This window comes from Streptomyces sp. HPF1205 (assembly GCF_020400825.1).
Lineage (GTDB): Bacteria > Actinomycetota > Actinomycetes > Streptomycetales > Streptomycetaceae > Actinacidiphila.
The window spans coordinates 95,111-112,582 of the sequence record NZ_JAINVH010000022.1; the positions used below are offsets into that span (position 1 = coordinate 95,111).

At 72.3% G+C, this 17,472-nt stretch carries 14 protein-coding genes and 1 pseudogene; 8 read left to right on the forward strand and 7 right to left on the reverse strand.

Annotated elements, in window-relative coordinates:
* Positions 1-40 precede the first annotated feature (40 nt).
* From K7G61_RS23880 to narI, 4 genes are read left to right on the forward strand one after another with little or no spacing between them, the layout of a single operon-like run.
* Positions 41-3,700, forward strand: a complete 3,660-nt coding sequence (locus K7G61_RS23880) for a nitrate reductase subunit alpha (RefSeq protein ID WP_225849035.1) — start codon at positions 41-43, stop codon at positions 3,698-3,700.
* Positions 3,697-5,319: a nitrate reductase subunit beta gene (narH, locus tag K7G61_RS23885; RefSeq protein ID WP_225849002.1), complete on the forward strand. Its 1,623-nt coding sequence runs from the start codon at positions 3,697-3,699 to the stop codon at positions 5,317-5,319. The genes K7G61_RS23880 and narH overlap by 4 nt, the downstream gene beginning before the upstream one ends.
* Positions 5,316-6,056: a nitrate reductase molybdenum cofactor assembly chaperone gene (gene narJ, locus K7G61_RS23890; protein WP_225849003.1), complete on the forward strand. Its 741-nt coding sequence runs from the start codon at positions 5,316-5,318 to the stop codon at positions 6,054-6,056. Before narH ends, narJ begins: the two co-directional genes overlap by 4 nt.
* Positions 6,053-6,796 carry a respiratory nitrate reductase subunit gamma gene (narI, locus tag K7G61_RS23895; RefSeq protein ID WP_225849004.1) on the forward strand — a complete coding sequence of 248 codons (744 nt, stop codon included), beginning with the start codon at positions 6,053-6,055 and terminating at the stop codon, positions 6,794-6,796. The genes narJ and narI overlap by 4 nt, the downstream gene beginning before the upstream one ends.
* Positions 6,797-6,983: 187 nt before the next feature.
* Here narI and fdxA read toward each other — a convergent pair whose 3' ends face one another.
* On the reverse strand, positions 6,984-7,304 hold the full coding sequence (gene fdxA / locus K7G61_RS23900; protein ID WP_225849005.1) for a ferredoxin: 321 nt from the start codon (positions 7,302-7,304) through the stop codon (positions 6,984-6,986).
* A gap of 160 nt (positions 7,305-7,464) precedes the next feature.
* Here fdxA and K7G61_RS23905 point away from each other — a divergent pair, with 160 nt between their 5' ends.
* A complete protein-coding gene (locus K7G61_RS23905; protein ID WP_225849006.1) occupies positions 7,465-8,166 on the forward strand; it encodes a metalloregulator ArsR/SmtB family transcription factor in 702 nt (233 codons plus the stop codon).
* 64 nt (positions 8,167-8,230) lie between these two features.
* Here K7G61_RS23905 and K7G61_RS23910 read toward each other — a convergent pair.
* Both K7G61_RS23910 and K7G61_RS23915 read right to left on the reverse strand, forming a co-directional pair.
* A pseudogene (locus K7G61_RS23910) lies at positions 8,231-8,320 on the reverse strand (VOC family protein); the annotation flags it as partial.
* A 79-nt stretch (positions 8,321-8,399) separates the two neighbouring features.
* Positions 8,400-9,548 (reverse strand): enolase C-terminal domain-like protein, encoded by a 1,149-nt coding sequence (locus K7G61_RS23915; protein ID WP_374204216.1) that lies wholly within the window; start codon positions 9,546-9,548, stop codon positions 8,400-8,402.
* Between the two features lie 566 nt (positions 9,549-10,114).
* On the opposite strand from K7G61_RS23915, the gene K7G61_RS23925 reads away from it, so the two are divergent.
* Positions 10,115-11,569 (forward strand): SGNH/GDSL hydrolase family protein, encoded by a 1,455-nt coding sequence (locus tag K7G61_RS23925; protein WP_225849008.1) that lies wholly within the window; start codon positions 10,115-10,117, stop codon positions 11,567-11,569.
* A 107-nt stretch (positions 11,570-11,676) separates the two neighbouring features.
* Here the strand turns inward: K7G61_RS23925 and K7G61_RS23930 are convergent, their stop codons facing one another.
* Positions 11,677-12,075 (reverse strand): helix-turn-helix transcriptional regulator, encoded by a 399-nt coding sequence (locus tag K7G61_RS23930; protein WP_225849009.1) that lies wholly within the window; start codon positions 12,073-12,075, stop codon positions 11,677-11,679.
* A 98-nt stretch (positions 12,076-12,173) separates the two neighbouring features.
* On the opposite strand from K7G61_RS23930, the gene K7G61_RS23935 reads away from it, so the two are divergent.
* Complete coding sequence (locus tag K7G61_RS23935) at positions 12,174-14,168, forward strand: heavy metal translocating P-type ATPase (RefSeq protein WP_225849010.1); 1,995 nt, start codon at positions 12,174-12,176, stop codon at positions 14,166-14,168.
* A 151-nt stretch (positions 14,169-14,319) separates the two neighbouring features.
* On the opposite strand, the gene K7G61_RS23940 is transcribed toward K7G61_RS23935, so the two are convergent.
* Complete coding sequence (locus K7G61_RS23940) at positions 14,320-14,820, reverse strand: hypothetical protein (protein ID WP_225849011.1); 501 nt, start codon at positions 14,818-14,820, stop codon at positions 14,320-14,322.
* Positions 14,821-15,471: 651 nt separating this feature from the next.
* Positions 15,472-15,807 carry a hypothetical protein gene (locus K7G61_RS23945; RefSeq protein ID WP_225849012.1) on the reverse strand — a complete coding sequence of 112 codons (336 nt, stop codon included), beginning with the start codon at positions 15,805-15,807 and terminating at the stop codon, positions 15,472-15,474.
* 384 nt (positions 15,808-16,191) lie between these two features.
* Here K7G61_RS23945 and K7G61_RS23950 point away from each other — a divergent pair, with 384 nt between their 5' ends.
* Positions 16,192-16,530, forward strand: coding sequence for a hypothetical protein (locus K7G61_RS23950; protein WP_225849013.1), 339 nt, complete (start codon positions 16,192-16,194; stop codon positions 16,528-16,530).
* 229 nt (positions 16,531-16,759) lie between these two features.
* On the opposite strand, the gene K7G61_RS23955 is transcribed toward K7G61_RS23950, so the two are convergent.
* Positions 16,760-17,158: a hypothetical protein gene (locus K7G61_RS23955; protein ID WP_225849014.1), complete on the reverse strand. Its 399-nt coding sequence runs from the start codon at positions 17,156-17,158 to the stop codon at positions 16,760-16,762.
* Between the last annotated feature and the right edge of the window lie 314 nt (positions 17,159-17,472).

Consider the following 17,472-nt stretch of genomic DNA (forward strand, 5'->3'; position numbering starts at 1 on the left):
TGTGAGCACCGACCGGGCCGATGCCGCGGCGGAGCGGCTGATGCGTACGGCGCAGTACTTCTTCCCCGGCACGCAGTCACCCGACCGGCGGACCCTGTACCGGGAGGGCGGCCGGGCGGCGGAGGAGTTCTACCGGGAACGGTGGCGCCACGACCGGGAGGTGCGCTCCACGCACGGGGTGAACTGCACGGGCTCGTGCTCGTGGCGGGTGTTCGTCAAGGACGGCCTGATCACCTGGGAGACACAGGCGACCGACTACCCCTCGGTCGGCCCGGATTCCCCGGAGTACGAGCCGCGGGGCTGCCCGCGCGGCGCCTCGTTCTCCTGGTACACCTACTCGCCCACCCGCATCCGCTACCCGTACGTGCGCGCCCCGCTGCTGGACCTGTGGCGGCGGGCCAGGGCGCGGCACGCGGATCCGGTCGAGGCGTGGGAGTGGCTGACCGCGGACCCGCGGCGGTGCGCGGCCTACAAGCGGGTCCGGGGCAAGGGCGGGTTCGTCCGCTGCGGCTGGCGCGAGGTGACCGAGCTGGTGGCGGCGGCGCAGGTGCACACCGTGAAACGGTACGGCCCGGACCGGATCGTGGGTTTCTCGCCGATCCCGGCGATGTCGATGGTGTCCTACGCGGCCGGGACGCGGTACCTGTCGCTGATCGGCGGCACGATCTCGTCCTTCTACGACTGGTACGCCGACCTGCCGATGGCGTCGCCGCAGGTGTTCGGCGACCAGACGGACGTGCCGGAGTCCGCCGACTGGTGGAACGCCGGCTACCTCGTCGTGTGGGGCACCAACCTGCCCATCACCCGCACACCGGACGCGCACTTCATGACCGAGGCCCGCTACCGGGGCCAGAAGGTCGTGGTGGTCTCCCCGGACTACGGCGACCACACCAAGTTCGCCGACGACTGGCTCGCGGCGGCTCCCGGCACGGACGGCGCGCTGGCGATGGCGATGGGGCACGTGATCCTCACCGAGTTCCACCGCGACCGGCAGGTGCCGTACTTCACCGAGTACGCCAAGACGTACACCGACCTGCCGTTCCTCGTGCGGCTGCGCGGGCGCGAGGGTGGCGGGTTCGTGCCGGAGAAGTTCCTCAGCGCCGCCGACCTTCCCGGCCGGGGTGGTGAGGAGGAGGCGGCCGAGTTCAAGACGGTGCTGCTTGATGCCCGTACGGGAGAGCCGGTGGTTCCGAACGGGTCACTGGGTTTTCGCTGGACGTCGCAGGACGGTGGCCCCCGGTGGAACCTGCGGCTGGAGGGCGCGGATCCGCTGCTGTCCCTGTACGGGCGGCCGGGCGGCGAGGCGGTGGCCGTCGACCTGCCGCGCTTCGACACGGGGCCCGGTGAGTCCGGCGGGGTGCTGCGGCGCGGTGTGCCGGCGGCGCGGGTCGGCGGTCACCTGGTGACCACCGTCTTCGACCTGGTGCTCGCCCAGTACGGGGTGGCCCGCGAGGGCCTGCCCGGACGGTGGCCGAGCGGTTACGACGACGCGGCGGCCCCGTACACCCCGGCCTGGCAGGAGGCGATCACCTCGGTGCCGGCCCGCGCGGCGGCCCGCGTGGCGCGCGAGTTCGCCCGCAACGCCGAGCGCACCGGCGGCCGTTCGATGATCGCGATGGGGGCGGGCACGAACCACTGGTTCCACTCCGACCAGATCTACCGCGCGTTCCTGTCGCTGGTGATGCTCACCGGCAGCCAGGGCGTCAACGGCGGCGGCTGGGCGCACTACGTAGGGCAGGAGAAGGTGCGCCCGCTGACCGGCTGGTTCCATCTCGCGTTCGGCCTGGACTGGCAGCGGCCCACCCGGCACATGGTGGGCACGCCGCTGTTCTGGCTGGCCACCGGCCAGTGGCGCTACGAGGCGTTCTCCGCCGACGCGCTGGCCGGCCCGCTCGGGCAGGGCCGGCTGGCCGGGCGCACCCTGCCCGACTGCAACGCCCTGGCCGCCCGGCTGGGCTGGATGCCCTCCCACCCGGCGTTCGACCGCAACCCGCTGGACCTGTGCGACGAGGCCGAACTGGCCGGCACGGACGTACCGGATTACGTCGTCGGGGAGTTGAAGGCCGGCAGGTTGCGGTTCGCCGCCGAGGACCCGGACAACCCGGCCAACTTCCCCCGCGTGCTGCTGGTCTGGCGGGCGAACCTGTTCGCGTCGTCGATGAAGGGCCACGAGTACATGCTGCGGCACCTGCTGGGTACCGACGACGCGGTGACCGCCGCCGAGACCCCGCCCGGCCTGCGCCCGGCCGAGGTGGTCTGGCGGGAGCCGGCCCCGGTCGGCAAGCTCGACCTGTCGGTGGCGGTCGACTTCCGGATGACCAGCACCTGCCTGTTCTCCGACGTGGTGCTGCCCGCGGCGACCTGGTACGAGAAGTACGACCTGTCGTCCACCGACATGCACCCGTTCGTGCACGCCTTCAGCCCGGCCATCGCACCGCCGTGGCAGGCGCGTACCGACTTCGACGTCTTCCACACCCTCGCCGCCGAGTTCTCCCGGCTGGCCGGGACCCACCTCGGGGTGCGCCGGGACGTGATCGCCGCTCCGCTCGCGCACGACACCCCGGACGAACTGGCCCAGCCGCACGGACGCGTGCGGGACTGGAAGGCGGGAGAGTGCGAGCCGGTACCGGGCCGGACGATGCCGAAGCTGATCGTGGTGGAGCGCGACTACACCGAGGTGGCCGAGAAGATGGCCGCGGTGGGTCCGCTGCTGGACACGCTGGGCACCTCCACCAAGGGCCTGACGTGGCGGCCCGGGCAGGAGATCGAGGACTTGCGCCGCCGCAACGGCGCCGTGCGCGGCGGCGTCGCCGACGGGCGGCCCTCGATCGCCCGCGACGACCAGTTCTGCGAGGCGATCCTGGCCCTGTCCGGCACCACCAACGGCCGGCTGGCGGTCGCGTCGCTGCGCGCGCTGGAGGAGCGGACCGGCGTGGACCTGGTGGACCTGGCCGAGGAGCGCTCGGGGGACAGGATCACCTTCGAGGACACCCGCGCCCAGCCGCGCGCGGTGATCACCTCGGCGGAGTGGTCGGGCACCGAGTCCGGCGGGCGCCGCTACTCCCCGTTCACCGTCAACGTCGAACGCCTCAAACCCTGGCACACCCTCACCGGCCGCCAGCACTTCTTCCTGGACCACGACTGGATGGCCGAGTTCGGCGAGCAGCTTCCCGTGTACCGGCCGCCGCTGAACATGCTCGCGCACTTCGGCGACCCGACCCGCGCACCGGACGGCCGCACGGAGCTCGTGGTGCGCTACCTGACTCCGCACTCGAAGTGGTCGATCCACTCCGAGTACCAGGAGAACCTGCACATGCTCACCCTCTTCCGCGGCGGGCCGGTGATCTGGATGAGCCCGAAGGACGCGGAGACGATCGGCGTGGCCGACAACGAGTGGATCGAGGCGTACAACCGCAACGGCGTGGTCGCCTGCCGCGCCGTCGTCACCCACCGGATGCCGACCGGAACGGTGTTCATGTACCACACCATGGACCGGCACCTGAACGTACCGAGGACGGAGACCTCCGGTCTGCACGGGGGCGGCGACAACTCCCTCACCCGGCTGATGATCAAGCCCACCCATCTGATCGGCGGCTACGCCCAGTTCTCGTACGCCTTCAACTACATCGGCCCCACCGGCAACCAGCGCGACGAGATCACCGTCATCCGCCGCCGCGACCAGGAGGTGGACTTCCGATGAGGGTCATGGCGCAGGTGGCGATGGTGATGAACCTCGACAAGTGCATCGGCTGCCACACCTGCTCGGTGACCTGCAAGCAGACGTGGACCAACCGGCCCGGATCGGAGTACGTGTGGTTCAACAACGTCGAGACCAAGCCGGGTACCGGCTACCCCCGCCGCTACGAGGACCAGGAGAAGTGGAAGGGCGGCTGGGCCCTGAACCGCCGTGGGAGGCTGACGTTGAGGGCCGGTGGCCGGCTGCGCAAGCTGGCGACCATCTTCTACAACCCCGACCTGCCCTCGCTCGACGACTTCTACGAGCCGTGGACGTACGACTACCGGAGCCTGACCACCGCGCCCCTGTCCGACAGCTTCACCAGCGCCCGCCCCACGTCCCGGCTCACCGGCCGCGACATGCGCCCCGCACGCGGGCCCAACTGGGACGACGACCTCGCCGGGGCCGCCGAGTACGCGGCCGCCGATCCGAACCTGGAGGGCATGTCGGAGCGGGTGCGGATGGACTTCGAGCACGCGTTCATGTTCTACCTGCCGCGGATCTGCGAACACTGCCTCAACCCCTCCTGCGTCGCCTCCTGCCCGTCGGGGGCGATGTACAAGCGGGAGGAGGACGGCATCGTGCTGGTCGACCAGGACCGCTGCCGCGGCTGGCGGTTCTGCGTCTCCGGCTGCCCGTACAAGAAGGTCTACTTCAACCACCGCACCGGCAAGGCCGAGAAGTGCACCTTCTGCTACCCGCGCGTCGAGGCCGGACAGCCGACCATCTGCTCGGAGACCTGCGTGGGCCGGCTGCGCCACCTCGGCGTCATGCTCTACGACGCCGACGCCGTCCTGGACGCCGCCTCCGTCAGGGACGACAAGGACCTGTACGAGGCGCAGCTGTCGGTCTTCCTCGACCCGCACGACCCGGACGTGGCGGCCGCGGCGGAACGTGACGGCATCGCCCACGACTGGATGCGGGCCGCCCGCCGCTCCCCGGTGTACGCGCTGATCAAGAAGCACCGGGTGGCGCTGCCGCTGCACCCGGAATACCGCACCATGCCCATGGTCTGGTACGTCCCGCCGCTCTCCCCGGTCACGGACGCGGTGCACGCCACCGGCTACCACGACGACGACCCCGACCGCGTGTTCGCCGCCATCGACGCCCTGCGCATCCCCGTGGAGTACCTGGCGAACCTGTTCACCGCCGGGGAGACCACCGTGGTGGAGGGTGTGCTGCGCAAACTGACGGCGATGCGTGCCCACATGCGCGCCCGGCAGCTCGGCGACCCGCCCGACCAGGACCTCCTCGGCCAGGTCGGCGCCAGTGCGCAGGACATCGAGGACCTGTACCGGCTGCTGGCCATCGCCAAGTACGACGACCGCTACGTCATCCCCCGGGTGCACGCCGAGGACTCCGGCGCCCTCATGGCCCAGCACTGTTCCCTCGACCACCTCGGCGGGGCGGCCGATCCCGCCGCCCGTGACGCGGACCGGCCCGCCCCGCCCCTGCCGGGCCTGAACCCGCCGGGCGGCGGCAGCCGGTTCCGCGACGGCGACGGCACGGTGCGTTTCAACCTCCTCGGCTGGAACGGCAGCGGCCCGGCCCCCGGCCTCTTCGGCGAGGGGAGCGGCCGGTGATCCCCCGCCGAGCCCGCCGCCCGGCGGCCGACACGCCCCTGGTGCACCGCATCGCCTCGGTCCTCCTGCGCTACCCGGACGAGCCGATGCTCGCCTGCCTCGACGACATCGCCGCCGCGCTCCCCGCCGTCGCCGACCCGGCCGACCGAAACCTGCTCGTCGCCGCCTGCGACCACCTGCGGTGCCTGACCCCCACCGAGGCCGCCCGGAGTTACGTGGAGACCTTCGACCACACCCGGCGCCGCAGCCTGCACCTGACCTACTACCGGCACGGCGACACCCGCGCCCGCGGCATGGCCCTGCTCGCCCTCAAACACGCCTACCGGCACGCGGGCCACGAACCACCCGAGGCGGAGCTGCCCGACTTCCTGCCGCTGGTGCTCGAATTCGCCGCACTCGCGCCCGAAGCGGGCCACCGGGTCCTGCTGCGGTGCCGGGCCGGACTCGAACTCCTCCGCCAGGCGCTCCACGAACGCTCCAGTCCCTACGCCGGCGTCCTGGACACGCTCTGCGGCCGGCTGCCCGAGCCGGCCCGCCGCGAACGCGACGCCTGGCAGCGGCTGGCCGCCGAGGGGCCGCCGGGCGAAGACGTCGGGCTGGAGCCCTTCGGCCCGCCCGAGCAGACCGGACGTCCGCCCGAGCGGACCGGCCGCGAGCCGTTCGCCCCGCCGGGAGACCCCACGCCCAGCGCGGGCCCGGTGGGTGAGGCGTTCCTGAGCGCGAAGGAGGGACGGTGAGTTCCTGGGACCTGTGGTGGTGGGTCATCCTGCCCTACCTCGCCCTGGCCACCTTCGTGGTCGGCCACGTCTGGCGCTGGCGCTACGACCAGTTCGGCTGGACCAGCCGCTCCACCCAGCTCCAGGAGCGCCGCCTGCTGAAATGGGGTGGGCCGCTCTTCCACTACGGCACCTTCGCCGCCATCGCCGGGCACGTCCTGGGCATCCTCGTCCCCGAGTCGTTCACCCGCCGGCTGGGCATCCCCGAGGACACCTACCGCTGGTTCTCCGCCGTCGGCGGCACCCTCGCGGCACTCGCCGTCGCCTTCGGCGTGGCAGTCCTCGCCTTCCGCCGCACCACCGTGCCCAAGGTCCGCGCCACCACCAGCCCCGTCGACTGGATCGCCCTCGTCCTGCTCGCCGTCGTCATCGTCCTCGGCATCCTTCCGACCATGGGCATCAACCTCTTCGGCGGCGGCTACGACTACCGCCGGAGCGTGGCGCTGTGGTTCCGCGGGCTGTTCGCCGGCAGCCCGGACGTGACCGCCATCGCGCACGCCCCGCTGATCTACCAGGTCCATGCGACCGCGGCCTGGGCCATCCTCGCGGTGTGGCCCTTCACCCGCCTGGTCCACGCCTGGAGCATCCCGCTGTGGTACCTGTGGCGTCCGTACGTCCTGTACCGCTCCCGCACCGCCGCCCACCCCACCGAACCCGGCACCAGCGGACGCCGCTGGCGCCGCATCGGCGTCCGCTACTGACCCGAGCTCATGGCCGTACGTGCCCGTACGTGCTTACGTGCCCGGTACGGCCGGGTATGACGGTTCAGGCGGGCGGCCAGGACGCGAGCCGGTCCGCGAACGCCTCGGCATGCGGGATACGGAGTGCGGGATGCGGGTCATGGGGCGTGGGGGAACGGTCTCCGCGCCGTGGCGGCTTCCTGGGCCGTCACTCCCCCTGCGGTGGAAGCGCGGCGACGACCGGATGGTCACGCTCGATCAGCCCGAGCTTGGCGGCGCCGCCGGGAGATCCCAGCACGTCGAAGAACTCGGCGTTCGCCGGGGTGTACTGCGACCACTGGTCCGGTACGTCGTCCTCGTAGAAGATCGCCTCGACCGGGCAGACCGGCTCGCACGCGCCGCAGTCCACGCACTCGTCCGGATGGATGTACAGCGAACGCTGTCCCTCGTAGATGCAGTCCACCGGGCATTCCTCGACGCACGCCTTGTCCTTCACGTCGACACACGGCTGCGCGATCACGTAGGTCATCGCCCCGACTCCCCTCTCGTCCCGGAGGTGTTCAGCACCAGGTTTCTACGAATAGTACATGTAATAATTACTGGCATCCGACGGGGATGCTGCGGGAGAAGGGCCGACCGGCGGCGCTTTTCACTCGTTTCTACGAAACGCACTGGGTAAAATCGGCGAGATGAGTGAGCAGCCGTTGCACGATCCGGCCGGGCCTCCCGCCGTGAGCGAGAGCCGGGCCCGCGTACTCGACGTCCTGCGCGCCACGCCCGAAGCCGTGGGCGTACGGGAGATCGCCGAGCGGACCGGCCTGCACTCCAACACGGCCCGCTTCCACCTCGACACGCTGGTCAAGGAGGGGCTCGCCGAGCGCGGTACCGAGGGCGGCGGCCGGCCGGGCAGGCCCCGCGCCGTCTACCGCGCCGCCCCTTCCCCGGTACCGGCAGGCCGCCGCAGCTACCAGCTGCTCGCCCAGATGCTCACCGGCCTCGTCGCCGAGGCGCTGCCCCAGCCGGCACAGGCCGCGGTCACCGCCGGCGAGGCGTGGGGCCGCTACCTTGCCGACACCCCGTCCCCGGCCCAGCGCATCGGCGCCGACGAAGCCGTCCGGCGGCTGACCCAGGTGCTCACGGACGTCGGCTTCGCCCCCGGCTCCGTCCCGGCCCGGCCGGACAGGGTCCTTCCCCTGCGCCACTGCCCGTTCAGGGAAGTCGCCGAGGAACACCGCGACGTGGTGTGCTCCCTGCACCTGGGACTCATGCGCGGCGCCCTGCAGGAAGTACGCGCGCCCATGGGCGTGGACCGACTGGAGCCGTTCGTCGAGCCCTCACTGTGCCTGGCCCATCTCACACCCGTGGAGGAGCCGGCGGACCGCGCCGGCTGAGCGTGCGCGAAGGCGCTGACGACTTGCCTGCGTCGGGCGGCGTCACCGACGTCCCGGCCTCCTGCGGTGCCAGGGTGCGCACGACGTCGAACTCGTCGCCCTCGGGGTCGGCCACGACCACCCGGCTCCGGCCGGGGCCCTGGCCCACGTCCACCCACGAAATGTCGAGGCCCGGTTCGACGGCGTGCCAGCCTGCCGGGTCCTCCCGCACCCGCGTGGCGGCCTGCGGCCGCTCACGCGGCTGCGCGGCTCTTGTCGGGGCCGTGGACGCGGAAGCGTTCGGCGGCGCTCCACTTGACCTCCAGGCCGTGTCCCGGCCGCTCCCGGTCAGGGGCCAGGGCGCCCGCGGCGGGACCGAGGGTGCCCTCGAACAGCATGTCCTCGATGCGGACGTGGTCGTGGAAGTACTCCAGGTGGCGCAGCCGCGGCACCGCGCAGAAGGCGTGGGCCGACACGGCCGGCGCGCAGTGGGCGGACAGGTCCACGTGCCGGGCCGCGGACAGGCCCGCCACCTGCAGCAGCCCGGTGATGCCGCCGCAGCGCGTGACGTCGGCCTGCAGGCAGTCCACCGCCGGCCCGTCCAGCAGATCGGCGAAGTCCCGCAGCACGTAGCCGTACTCCCCCGCCGCCACCTCCAGCGGCGCCGGAGCGCGCTCACGTACCAGCCGCAGCCCCTCCGGATCGTCGGAGCCGACGGGCTCCTCCAGCCACGACACACCCCACTCCCCGGCGAACCGCGCCGCCCAGTACACGGCCTCCTTGCGGCCCAGGGCGCCGTTGGCGTCGGTGAACAGCTCCGGCCCCGCGCCGATCGCCTCGCGTACCGCCCGCAACCGCCCCGGATCCTGCTCCGGGTGGCGGGAGGTCTTCAGCTTCACCCGCGTGATTCCGTCCTCGACCCACCCGGCGAGCTGCCCGGCGAGGCGGTCCAAGGGGTAGTTGGTGAAGCCGCCGCTGCCGTACACCGGCACCCGGTCGTGGAAGGCGGGCAGCACCGCCGTCAGCGGCAGGTCCAGCAGCCGCGCCTTCAGGTCCCACAGGGCGATGTCGACGGCCGAGATCGCCATCGCGCCCGCTCCCGGCCGGCCGGCGTTGCGCAGCTGCGCCTGCATGCGCCGCCAGGCGGCCGGCGGGGCCAGCGCGTCCGCCCCCAGCAGCACCCCGGCGAGCTTCGAGGACACCAAGGACGCGGTGGACACGTCGCCGTACGTGTAACCGGTGCCCGTCCGGCCGCCCGCGTGCACCTGCACCAGGACCATCGTCGTGGAGTCCCACTCCAGCGTGCCGTCCTGCTCCCTGCCGTCCGGCCCGTCGGTCGGCACCTCGAAGGCGTGCACGTCGACGCCCTTGATCGTCTCCTGTACGGCCGGCACGGCACTCACTCCTCCTGCGGTTGCCCTTGGTCACGTGGTCGCCCACGTCGCGCGGCGGCCCGCCGCGACCACGCCGGCCGCCGCACCGTCCGGGCATGTGCTCGGCCGTCCCGGCGAGCCTCTGCCGGACCCCCTTGGCGGCGATACCGGTCCCCTCGGGTCGTGGACGGCGGCCTTGGTGGCCTTCTTCCCCTGGACGGCCAAGATGTGCGGCGGGATCGGCGCGATCTGCGGGCCGGTCCTGAACTCAGGGACCACCGGACTCAGGGACCACCGGCTCGCTGTGCCCTACGGGTGTCCTCCCTGCGAGCCGGCAAGACCTCGGTGCGCCAGTCGGGTGACCTCGACGCGGAAGCCCTGGTCCGGGACCGGGCCGGGTGGCGATCACGGTCCGGCCGAGGGCACTGTCGAGGACGGCAGCGGCCCGAGCCGACCGCGTCACGGTCGGCCTCGTCCCGCAGGCCGGTCCGGTGTGCCTGCGGGAGCCTGGCTGCCGTCCGGCGCCACGGGTAGGAGGGTCGGAACCGACAGTCGACAGTCACCGGGAGAGGTGACAACCACAGGAGGCATGGAGCGTGCCGGTAAGCGGAAAAGCTGACAGGTGGCTGCGCCGGGCCGGGAAGGCGCTGGGCGGGGTGGCCGCCCTCGTGATCGTCGGGGCCGCGTCGATGTGGCTGGCGGTCCGGCTCACGCCGATGCAGTCGGTGTCGGCCGCGGGCCAGAGCGTGAAGGTGGGCGCCACCCAGCCGGGCTGGAGCCTGTCCGGGCCGGGGGAACTGGACCTGTTCGGTGAGACCATCGCCACCCGTCCGCACTTCGACGGCCCCATCCGCCCCCGCCTGAAGCTCGCCCACATCAGTCTCGGCTCCCAGGTCGACGACGCGGCACGCGGCGGCGGCGAACTGGTGCCCGTGCTGAGCCGCCGTCTCGCCTCCGGGTGGCTCCACTACTGCCTGTGGGAGTCGCTGATCGCTGCCGGATGCGCCGCCGTCATCGCCGTCGCCGTCGCCGGGATCAGACGCGCCTCGCGCCGCGCCACGCTGGCCGCCGTGGCGGCCGCGGTGGCATCGGTGTGCGCCGTGAACGCCGTGGGCATCTATCTGCTGGCATCCGGCACGCCCCAAGTGCTGCGGCGGGTCCGAACGCTGGACGACCTCGTGGGACGCGCCCCCGCCAAGAACGTACCCGCGGCAAAGGGGCCGGCGATGCCGGACGTGCGCGTCGTCGTGCTCGGCGACTCCACTGCCGCGGGCATCGGCAACCGTCCGGTGGACCACCCGACCGCCACGGACCGGACGTGCGGGCGCAGCGCCGACTCCTATGCGGCCGACCTCGCGGCCGTCAACGACTGGAACGTCCTCAATCTGGCCTGCCAGGGGGCCACGGTGACCGACGGAATCCTCGGCGTCCAGACGCGCGGCGACGACATGATCGCGCCCCAGCTCGCTGTCGCCCAACGCGCCACCAGCGCGTCCGCCCTCGTTGTCAGCGTCGGCGCCAACGATCTCGACTGGGCCGCGCTGACCGCCCTGTGCGCGCAGGCACCGGTCTGCGACGACAAGGCGTCCACCGCCTACTTCACCAAGCAGATCGCCGCGTTCAGCCAGGACTACCTCGACCTGCTGCAGCAGCTGGCCGCCCTCCCCCACCACCCTCACGTTTTGGTCAACGACTACTACGACCCCTTCGGCGAGGACACCGGGTGCCTGAGCAAGGACGGCGTCACACCTGACAAGGCCAAGGTCCTGCGCTCCCGCCTCTCCGACCTGAACACGGTCCTGGAAAAGGGCGCGGCTGCCTTCCACTTCGTCTCCGTCCGTCCCCACTTCGACGGGCACGGGCTGTGCAGCGAACAGCCATTCGTCCAGGACTCCGCCGACAGGGCACCTCTGCACCCCACCGCGGCAGGCGAACTGGCCATCGCTCTCGCCGACCAGCAGGCGCTGACCGGCACGGTCGGAACCGGGCCCGCGGGCGGTACCGGCTCGGCGGCCTCCGGCACAGGCGCATCGCCTGATGCCACGCCGTGAGCAAGCACTCGGTCCGGCCACAGCCGTTCGACCACAGCCGTCCGATGCCGGCCGTTCGATCCCGGCCGTTCGGCGGCGCGAGCGCGGACGTCGTCGTGCGGGAACGTTCAGGACACCGAGGGTTCCGGCGCGGACACGGCGCCGGCGGTGCCCGGGGTGTCGACGACTCCCAGCCGCAGGTGCTCGATGTGGTGGACGGCCTGGTCGAGGAGCTCGGCCACGTGGTCGTCGTGCAGGGCGTAGACGACCGAGCGACCCTGGCGGGTGCCGGTGACCAGGCCGAGGTTGCGCAGCAGGCGCAGTTGGTGGGAGCACGCGGACTGCTCCATCCCGACGGCCACCGCCAGCTCGGTCGCGGCCAGGGGCCCTTCGCGCAGACGGGCCAGGATCAGCAGTCGCGAGGGCGTGGACAGGGCCTGCAGCGTGGTGGCGACCTGCGCGGCGTTGGCAGTCGTCAGGCGGGTGCGCGGCGGCGCGCCGTCGGGGGTGTTCGCTCCGTGGCCCATGGCACCATCCTACGGAATGAACCCATGAACGATTCTTCAAGTATTCCTGTTACGGTGGGGTGGTTGCCCGCTTCTCGCGCGAAGGAACCGCTCTCGCCATGCCTGCCGCCCTCGACCAGCGTCCGATCCAGGCCCCGCCCCGGCACACGCCTGCCGCTGCCCCGCGGCGGCGTACCCGGGTGCTCGCTCCGGCCGAGGCCCGCTGGGCCGCGGCCGCCCTGGCGCTGTTCCTGATCGCGCTGCCGTTGCAGCTGACCGGCGCCCCGGCGTGGGCGTGGGGTCCGCTGTACGCGCTGACGTACGCGGCCGGCGGCTGGGAGCCCGGCTGGGCGGGGCTGCGGGCTTTGAAGGACAGGACGCTGGACGTCGATCTGCTGATGGTCGTCGCCGCCCTCGGTGCGGCCGCGATCGGGCAGGTCATGGACGGGGCCCTGCTGATCGTCATCTTCGCCACTTCCGGCGCGCTGGAAGCACTGGCGACCGCCCGCACCCAGGACGCCGTACGGGGCCTGCTCGACCTCGCCCCGACCACCGCCACCCTGCTCGCGGACGACGGCACCGAGACCACCGTGGAGACCGGCCGGCTCGCGGTCGGCGACACCGTCCTGGTGCGCCCCGGTGAGCGCATCGGCGCGGACGGTCGCGTACTGGACGGGTCGAGCGACGTCGACCAGGCGACGATCACCGGCGAGCCCCTGCCCGTGGACAAGCATGCCGGGGACGAGGTCTTCGCGGGTACGTTGAACGGGACCGGCGCGCTGCGGATCAAGGTCGAGCGCGACCCGTCGGACTCGGTGATCGCCCGGATCGTGGCCATGGTCGAGGAAGCCTCCCGGACCAAGGCACCCACCCAGCTGTTCATCGAGAAGGTCGAACAGCGCTACAGCCTCGGCATGATCGCCGCGACTTCGGCCGTTTTCCTCGTCCCACTGGCGTTCGGGGCGGCGCTGACCGGGTCGCTGCTGCGCGCGATGACGTTCATGATCGTCGCCTCTCCGTGCGCGGTGGTGCTGGCCACGATGCCGCCCCTGCTGTCCGCGATCGCCAACGCCGGCCGCCACGGCGTACTCATCAAGTCCGCGGTGGTGATGGAACGCCTGGGCCAGGTCGACGCCGTCGCCTTGGACAAGACCGGCACGCTGACCGAGGGGACGCCCCGCGTGGCCGCGATCCGCCCGCTGGCCGGGTCCGGCCTGGACGACGACGGCCTGCTGGCGCTGGCCGCCGCGGCCGAGCATCCCAGCGAGCACCCCTTGGCCCGCGCCGTCGTCGGCGCCGCCCGCGAGCGCGGCCTGGCCCTGCCCGCCGTGCGGGACTTCTCCTCCACCCCGGGCGTCGGCGTCACCGCCACCCTCGACGGCTCCGTCGTCACCGTCGGCGCCCCGGCCCGGCTGCTGAACGAGTCGGGCGACGGCAGTACGGCGGCCCGCGCCGCGGTCATCGCCGGCGACCTGGAGGACGGCGGACACACCGCCGTCCTCGTCCGGCGCGACCACCGCCCCGTCGGCGTCCTGGGCATCGCCGACCGGCTGCGGCCCGACGCCGCCGCGACCGTCTCCGCCCTCGGCCGCCTCACCGGTACCGGCCCGGTGCTGCTGACCGGCGACAATCCGCGTGCCGCGGCCCGCCTGGCCGCCGAGGCCGGCATCACCGACGTCCGCGCCGGCCTGCTGCCCCAGGACAAGGCCGGCGCGGTCAAGGAACTGGAGCGGTCCGGCCGCAAGGTCCTGGTGGTGGGCGACGGCGTCAACGACGCACCCGCACTCGCCGCCGCGCACACCGGGATCGCGATGGGCCGGGCCGGATCCGACCTGGCCCTGGAGACCGCCGACGCCGTCGTCGTCCGCGACGAACTCGCCGCCGTCCCCACCGCTGTCGGCCTCTCCCGGCGGGCCCGCCGCCTGGTGGTGCAGAACCTCGTCATCGCCTCGGTGTTCATCACCGGCCTGGTCACCTGGGACCTGGCAGGCCACCTGCCGCTGCCGCTCGGCGTCGCCGGCCACGAAGGCTCCACCGTCGTCGTCGGCCTCAACGGCCTGCGCCTGCTCGCCGACGGCGCCTGGCACCGCGCCCGCACCGCGACCCCGAGGTGAGCCGCCCCAGCCCGGAAGCCACCCCAGCCGCTGCGCCGGGAGGCCCGCAAGGCCGCTCCCAGCCGGGCGTGGCAGCGGGCCGGCGCGTCATCGTGCGCCGGCCCGTGCGAAGCTCACCGCGGGGCGTCACCCGTGACACCGCGCGGGCGGATCAGGTGTTGGTCGACCACCGCGGGGCCCCGTAGCAGGGAGCGGTGCCCGCCACCGGGGCGTAGATGACGAGGTTGCCGTCGGTCTGGAAGCACAGGTAGTAATAGCCGCCGGGGTTGCCGCCGGTCCCGGAGTTCCACAGCGCCCGCGTGCCCTGGTACACGACGAAGTTGCCGTCGCTCTGCATCGTGGCGTAGTCGCCCACGTTGTTGTAGGTCTGCGTGTCCCACAGCGGGTGCCCGGCGACGTCGTAGATCACAAGGTTGCCGTCGTGCTGCATGATGAGCTGGTACTGCCCGACGCACCAGCGCTCGCCGGCGGTGAAGTCGGTGCCCGCCGGGAACGCCTTGTCAGTGGTGAGTCCGTACTGGCAGGGGACCCAGGCGTCGGTGCGAGAAGCGGGAGCGGCGTTGGCCGCGGAGGGGACGAGCACGGTGGCCGCGGCGGCGGCCATCAGCGTGACGGCGAGGCGCGTGGCCGCCAGGGCGGAACGTAATCGCATGGCATGGGCCTTCCTGGTAGGGGGATGCAGCGAATCCGGAAGTACTCATAACCGTTCGCGCCCCGTGCGGGGGCGCGAACGCATGTTATGTCCCTGGCGTGCCACCGGCAGCCGAAGCGCTCAACCTGCCGGTGCACAGCCGAAACCGCACCGGCAGGCCGGGTGCGGGCTTCGGCGAGGATCTCGATGGCCTCGGTGTTCGTTTCGGCGGCGGCGGTCTTGAGCTGGAGCCAGTTGGATGACGCGCGCAGGTCGTCCGGCTGCCAGGGCAGCCCCAGCGAGCGTGATGGCGCGGAAGAGTGACCACTCCCGCAGGCGCTGAGTCAGAAAGGGGCCGCTGATCGTGGCTTGGGTCATCGCCCGCGCCCACTCCCCGTAGGCGGGCCCGGGGACGAGGCAGGCGGCTCGACCGTCCAGAAGCATCGTGACACGCGGCCGCGTTAGCGGCGCGGACGGCGGCTTGCCCCGCTCGCACCGGCGGCCTGACCCCTCCTCCGCCTGCCGACGCGCCGCGGTCCGGCTTCCCGGAACGCACCGGCGATGCCGACGCAGCCGGTTCGCCAGCACGTTCTTGGTGCGAAAGGTGTGTGTGCGCAAAGGGCACGGCCCGCCCCTTTCCGGTGGCGGGCCGTGTTCCTGCGGTCCGGGTGGTCAGTTCAGCGGGCCGAACTTCAGGCTGCCGTCCGTGCCAAGGACGTCGACCTGGGCCGTGTAGCCGGGCCCGTCGTAGTACCAGGCGCTGGAGTCCGAACCGGTGGTCGTGATGGTCCTGTCCTCCACGACGGTCCACACTCCGTTGTACTCCCGGTTGATCTCCGCCTCGCAGCCCTTCGACCCACCGCTGGTCGTCCAGCGCATGTAGTCGTGTGCCGGTGATCCCTGGAGCTCGACCTGCTCGTAGACGTGGCAGTTGACGAGTTGGTTGATCGAGTAGCTGCTGGCGCTGGCCGGTGCCAGCGCGCCGACCGTCGCCACGCCGACACTCACGGTGAGAATCGCGAGTCGGCGTGCTCTCCTGGTGATGGACACAAATCCCCCTGAGAAAGCGGCGCGCGGCGCCGCATGGATGTGAAACGTGCCTGGCCGATGCGGATGTCCCTCCGTGGCGTGGACGCGTTCACCCCACTGCGGGCCACGGCCACCGGAGCGTATTCCTCCGGTCGTGACGACCTGCCTGGCTCGGGCAGACCGTCATCCGCTGCCAGCGAGACTAGGCGGCCGTCGAGGAGCCTGTCCTTGGCACCGCGTCTCCAAAGCCTTGACCATGCGTCGCCCGCGTGCTGTGCCCGTGCGCGCCCGTTGACCCGCTGCTCTGCGGAAGTGCGAGCGGACGGGGAACGAGCGGGCGGCGCCGTTCGAAACGCCCTGCGGATGACGTCGGCAGGCATCTGCTTCCTGGTGCGGGCGGCGGCGCTGTTCGCCCTCGCCGGTGACTGGGTGGAGGCGTCGAACGCCTCGTGGGAGTGCGGGTACGGCGGCACCTGCATCGACCGTGGACTTTTCGGGGCGACCGTCACCGTGGAACTCGTGCTGGTCGCGGCCGAGTTCGTCGTCGCGACGGCCTGGTGGGCCCGGTTTCTGTGGCGGCAGCGGCTTTCTCCCGAGCTCGACGACTGGTGGGCGCTCCTCATGGTCCGCCTGCCGTGGACCGTCATGGCAGGTTGCCTCGTGTCGGTGCTCGCCGTGACCGGGTGGAGACTTCTCGCGTGAAAGGGCGTGCGTGAGGAGGCCCCCACTCGCCGTGGCGTGTGGGGGCGTCGCGCCAGGGCGCGCCCGCCCGCGGATCCCGTTGATCAACTGCCACCCGGACCGGGCTGGTGGCCGCCCTGGCTTCTCACCCACCGGCAACAGCATTCCAGCCCGGTCCATCGCACGCCCGTCAGACCCCCACGCCTCACCGGTGGATCACGACAGACCTTGATCACTTCCGGAAAACGCCCTAGTAGACGCGGGGCCCGGTGGTGTCCATGCCGGTGGGGTCGTACACCTCGACCCACAGGTAGTGAACGCCGTCGGCGTGGTAGAGCTGGTACGTCGAGGATTGGGACCACGGGGTCGCCTGCGTCCCTCCCGTGCTGGTGGTCGCGAAGAGCCTCACCCAGCAGCCCGACCAGCCGATCACCGTCCCGTAGGCATAGTGGCCGCTGTCCCCCGGAGCGACCCAGGCATGGCAGTTGGGCGTCCAGGCGTCGCCTCCCAGTCCGTCGGCCGAGGCATTTGTGGTGGAGAAGACCAGGCCCCCCGCGGCGATCGCGCCGATGACGGCGGCTTTGATGCCGCGCCGCTTGGAGGTACCCGTCGTACGGATTCCCCGAGTTGGCTGTGACGTGCGCTTCATGTCTCTCCTCAGGACTGCTGGTGCTCACGGGCCGGTATGCGCCGCCAGGTGCGCGGGAATGGCCGGCCACCCCCTGCGGTGACGTTATGGACCCGGGTCCTCCGGCCGTCCTGGATCCGTCCTAACGCGAGGTCGGCGGGCGGATCGGCGCCCAGGCCGGAGTCCACCGGAGGCGCACGCCTCGCCCGGCGTGCGGCGGCCCGGCGTGCGGCCGCGGAGGCGCCATCGGCCCATGGAGGACGACCCCTCCCGGGCGGAGCGGACCTTGCGGGCGTGGGAGCGGATCGAGGCGTGGTTGCGGACGCACGCGCCGC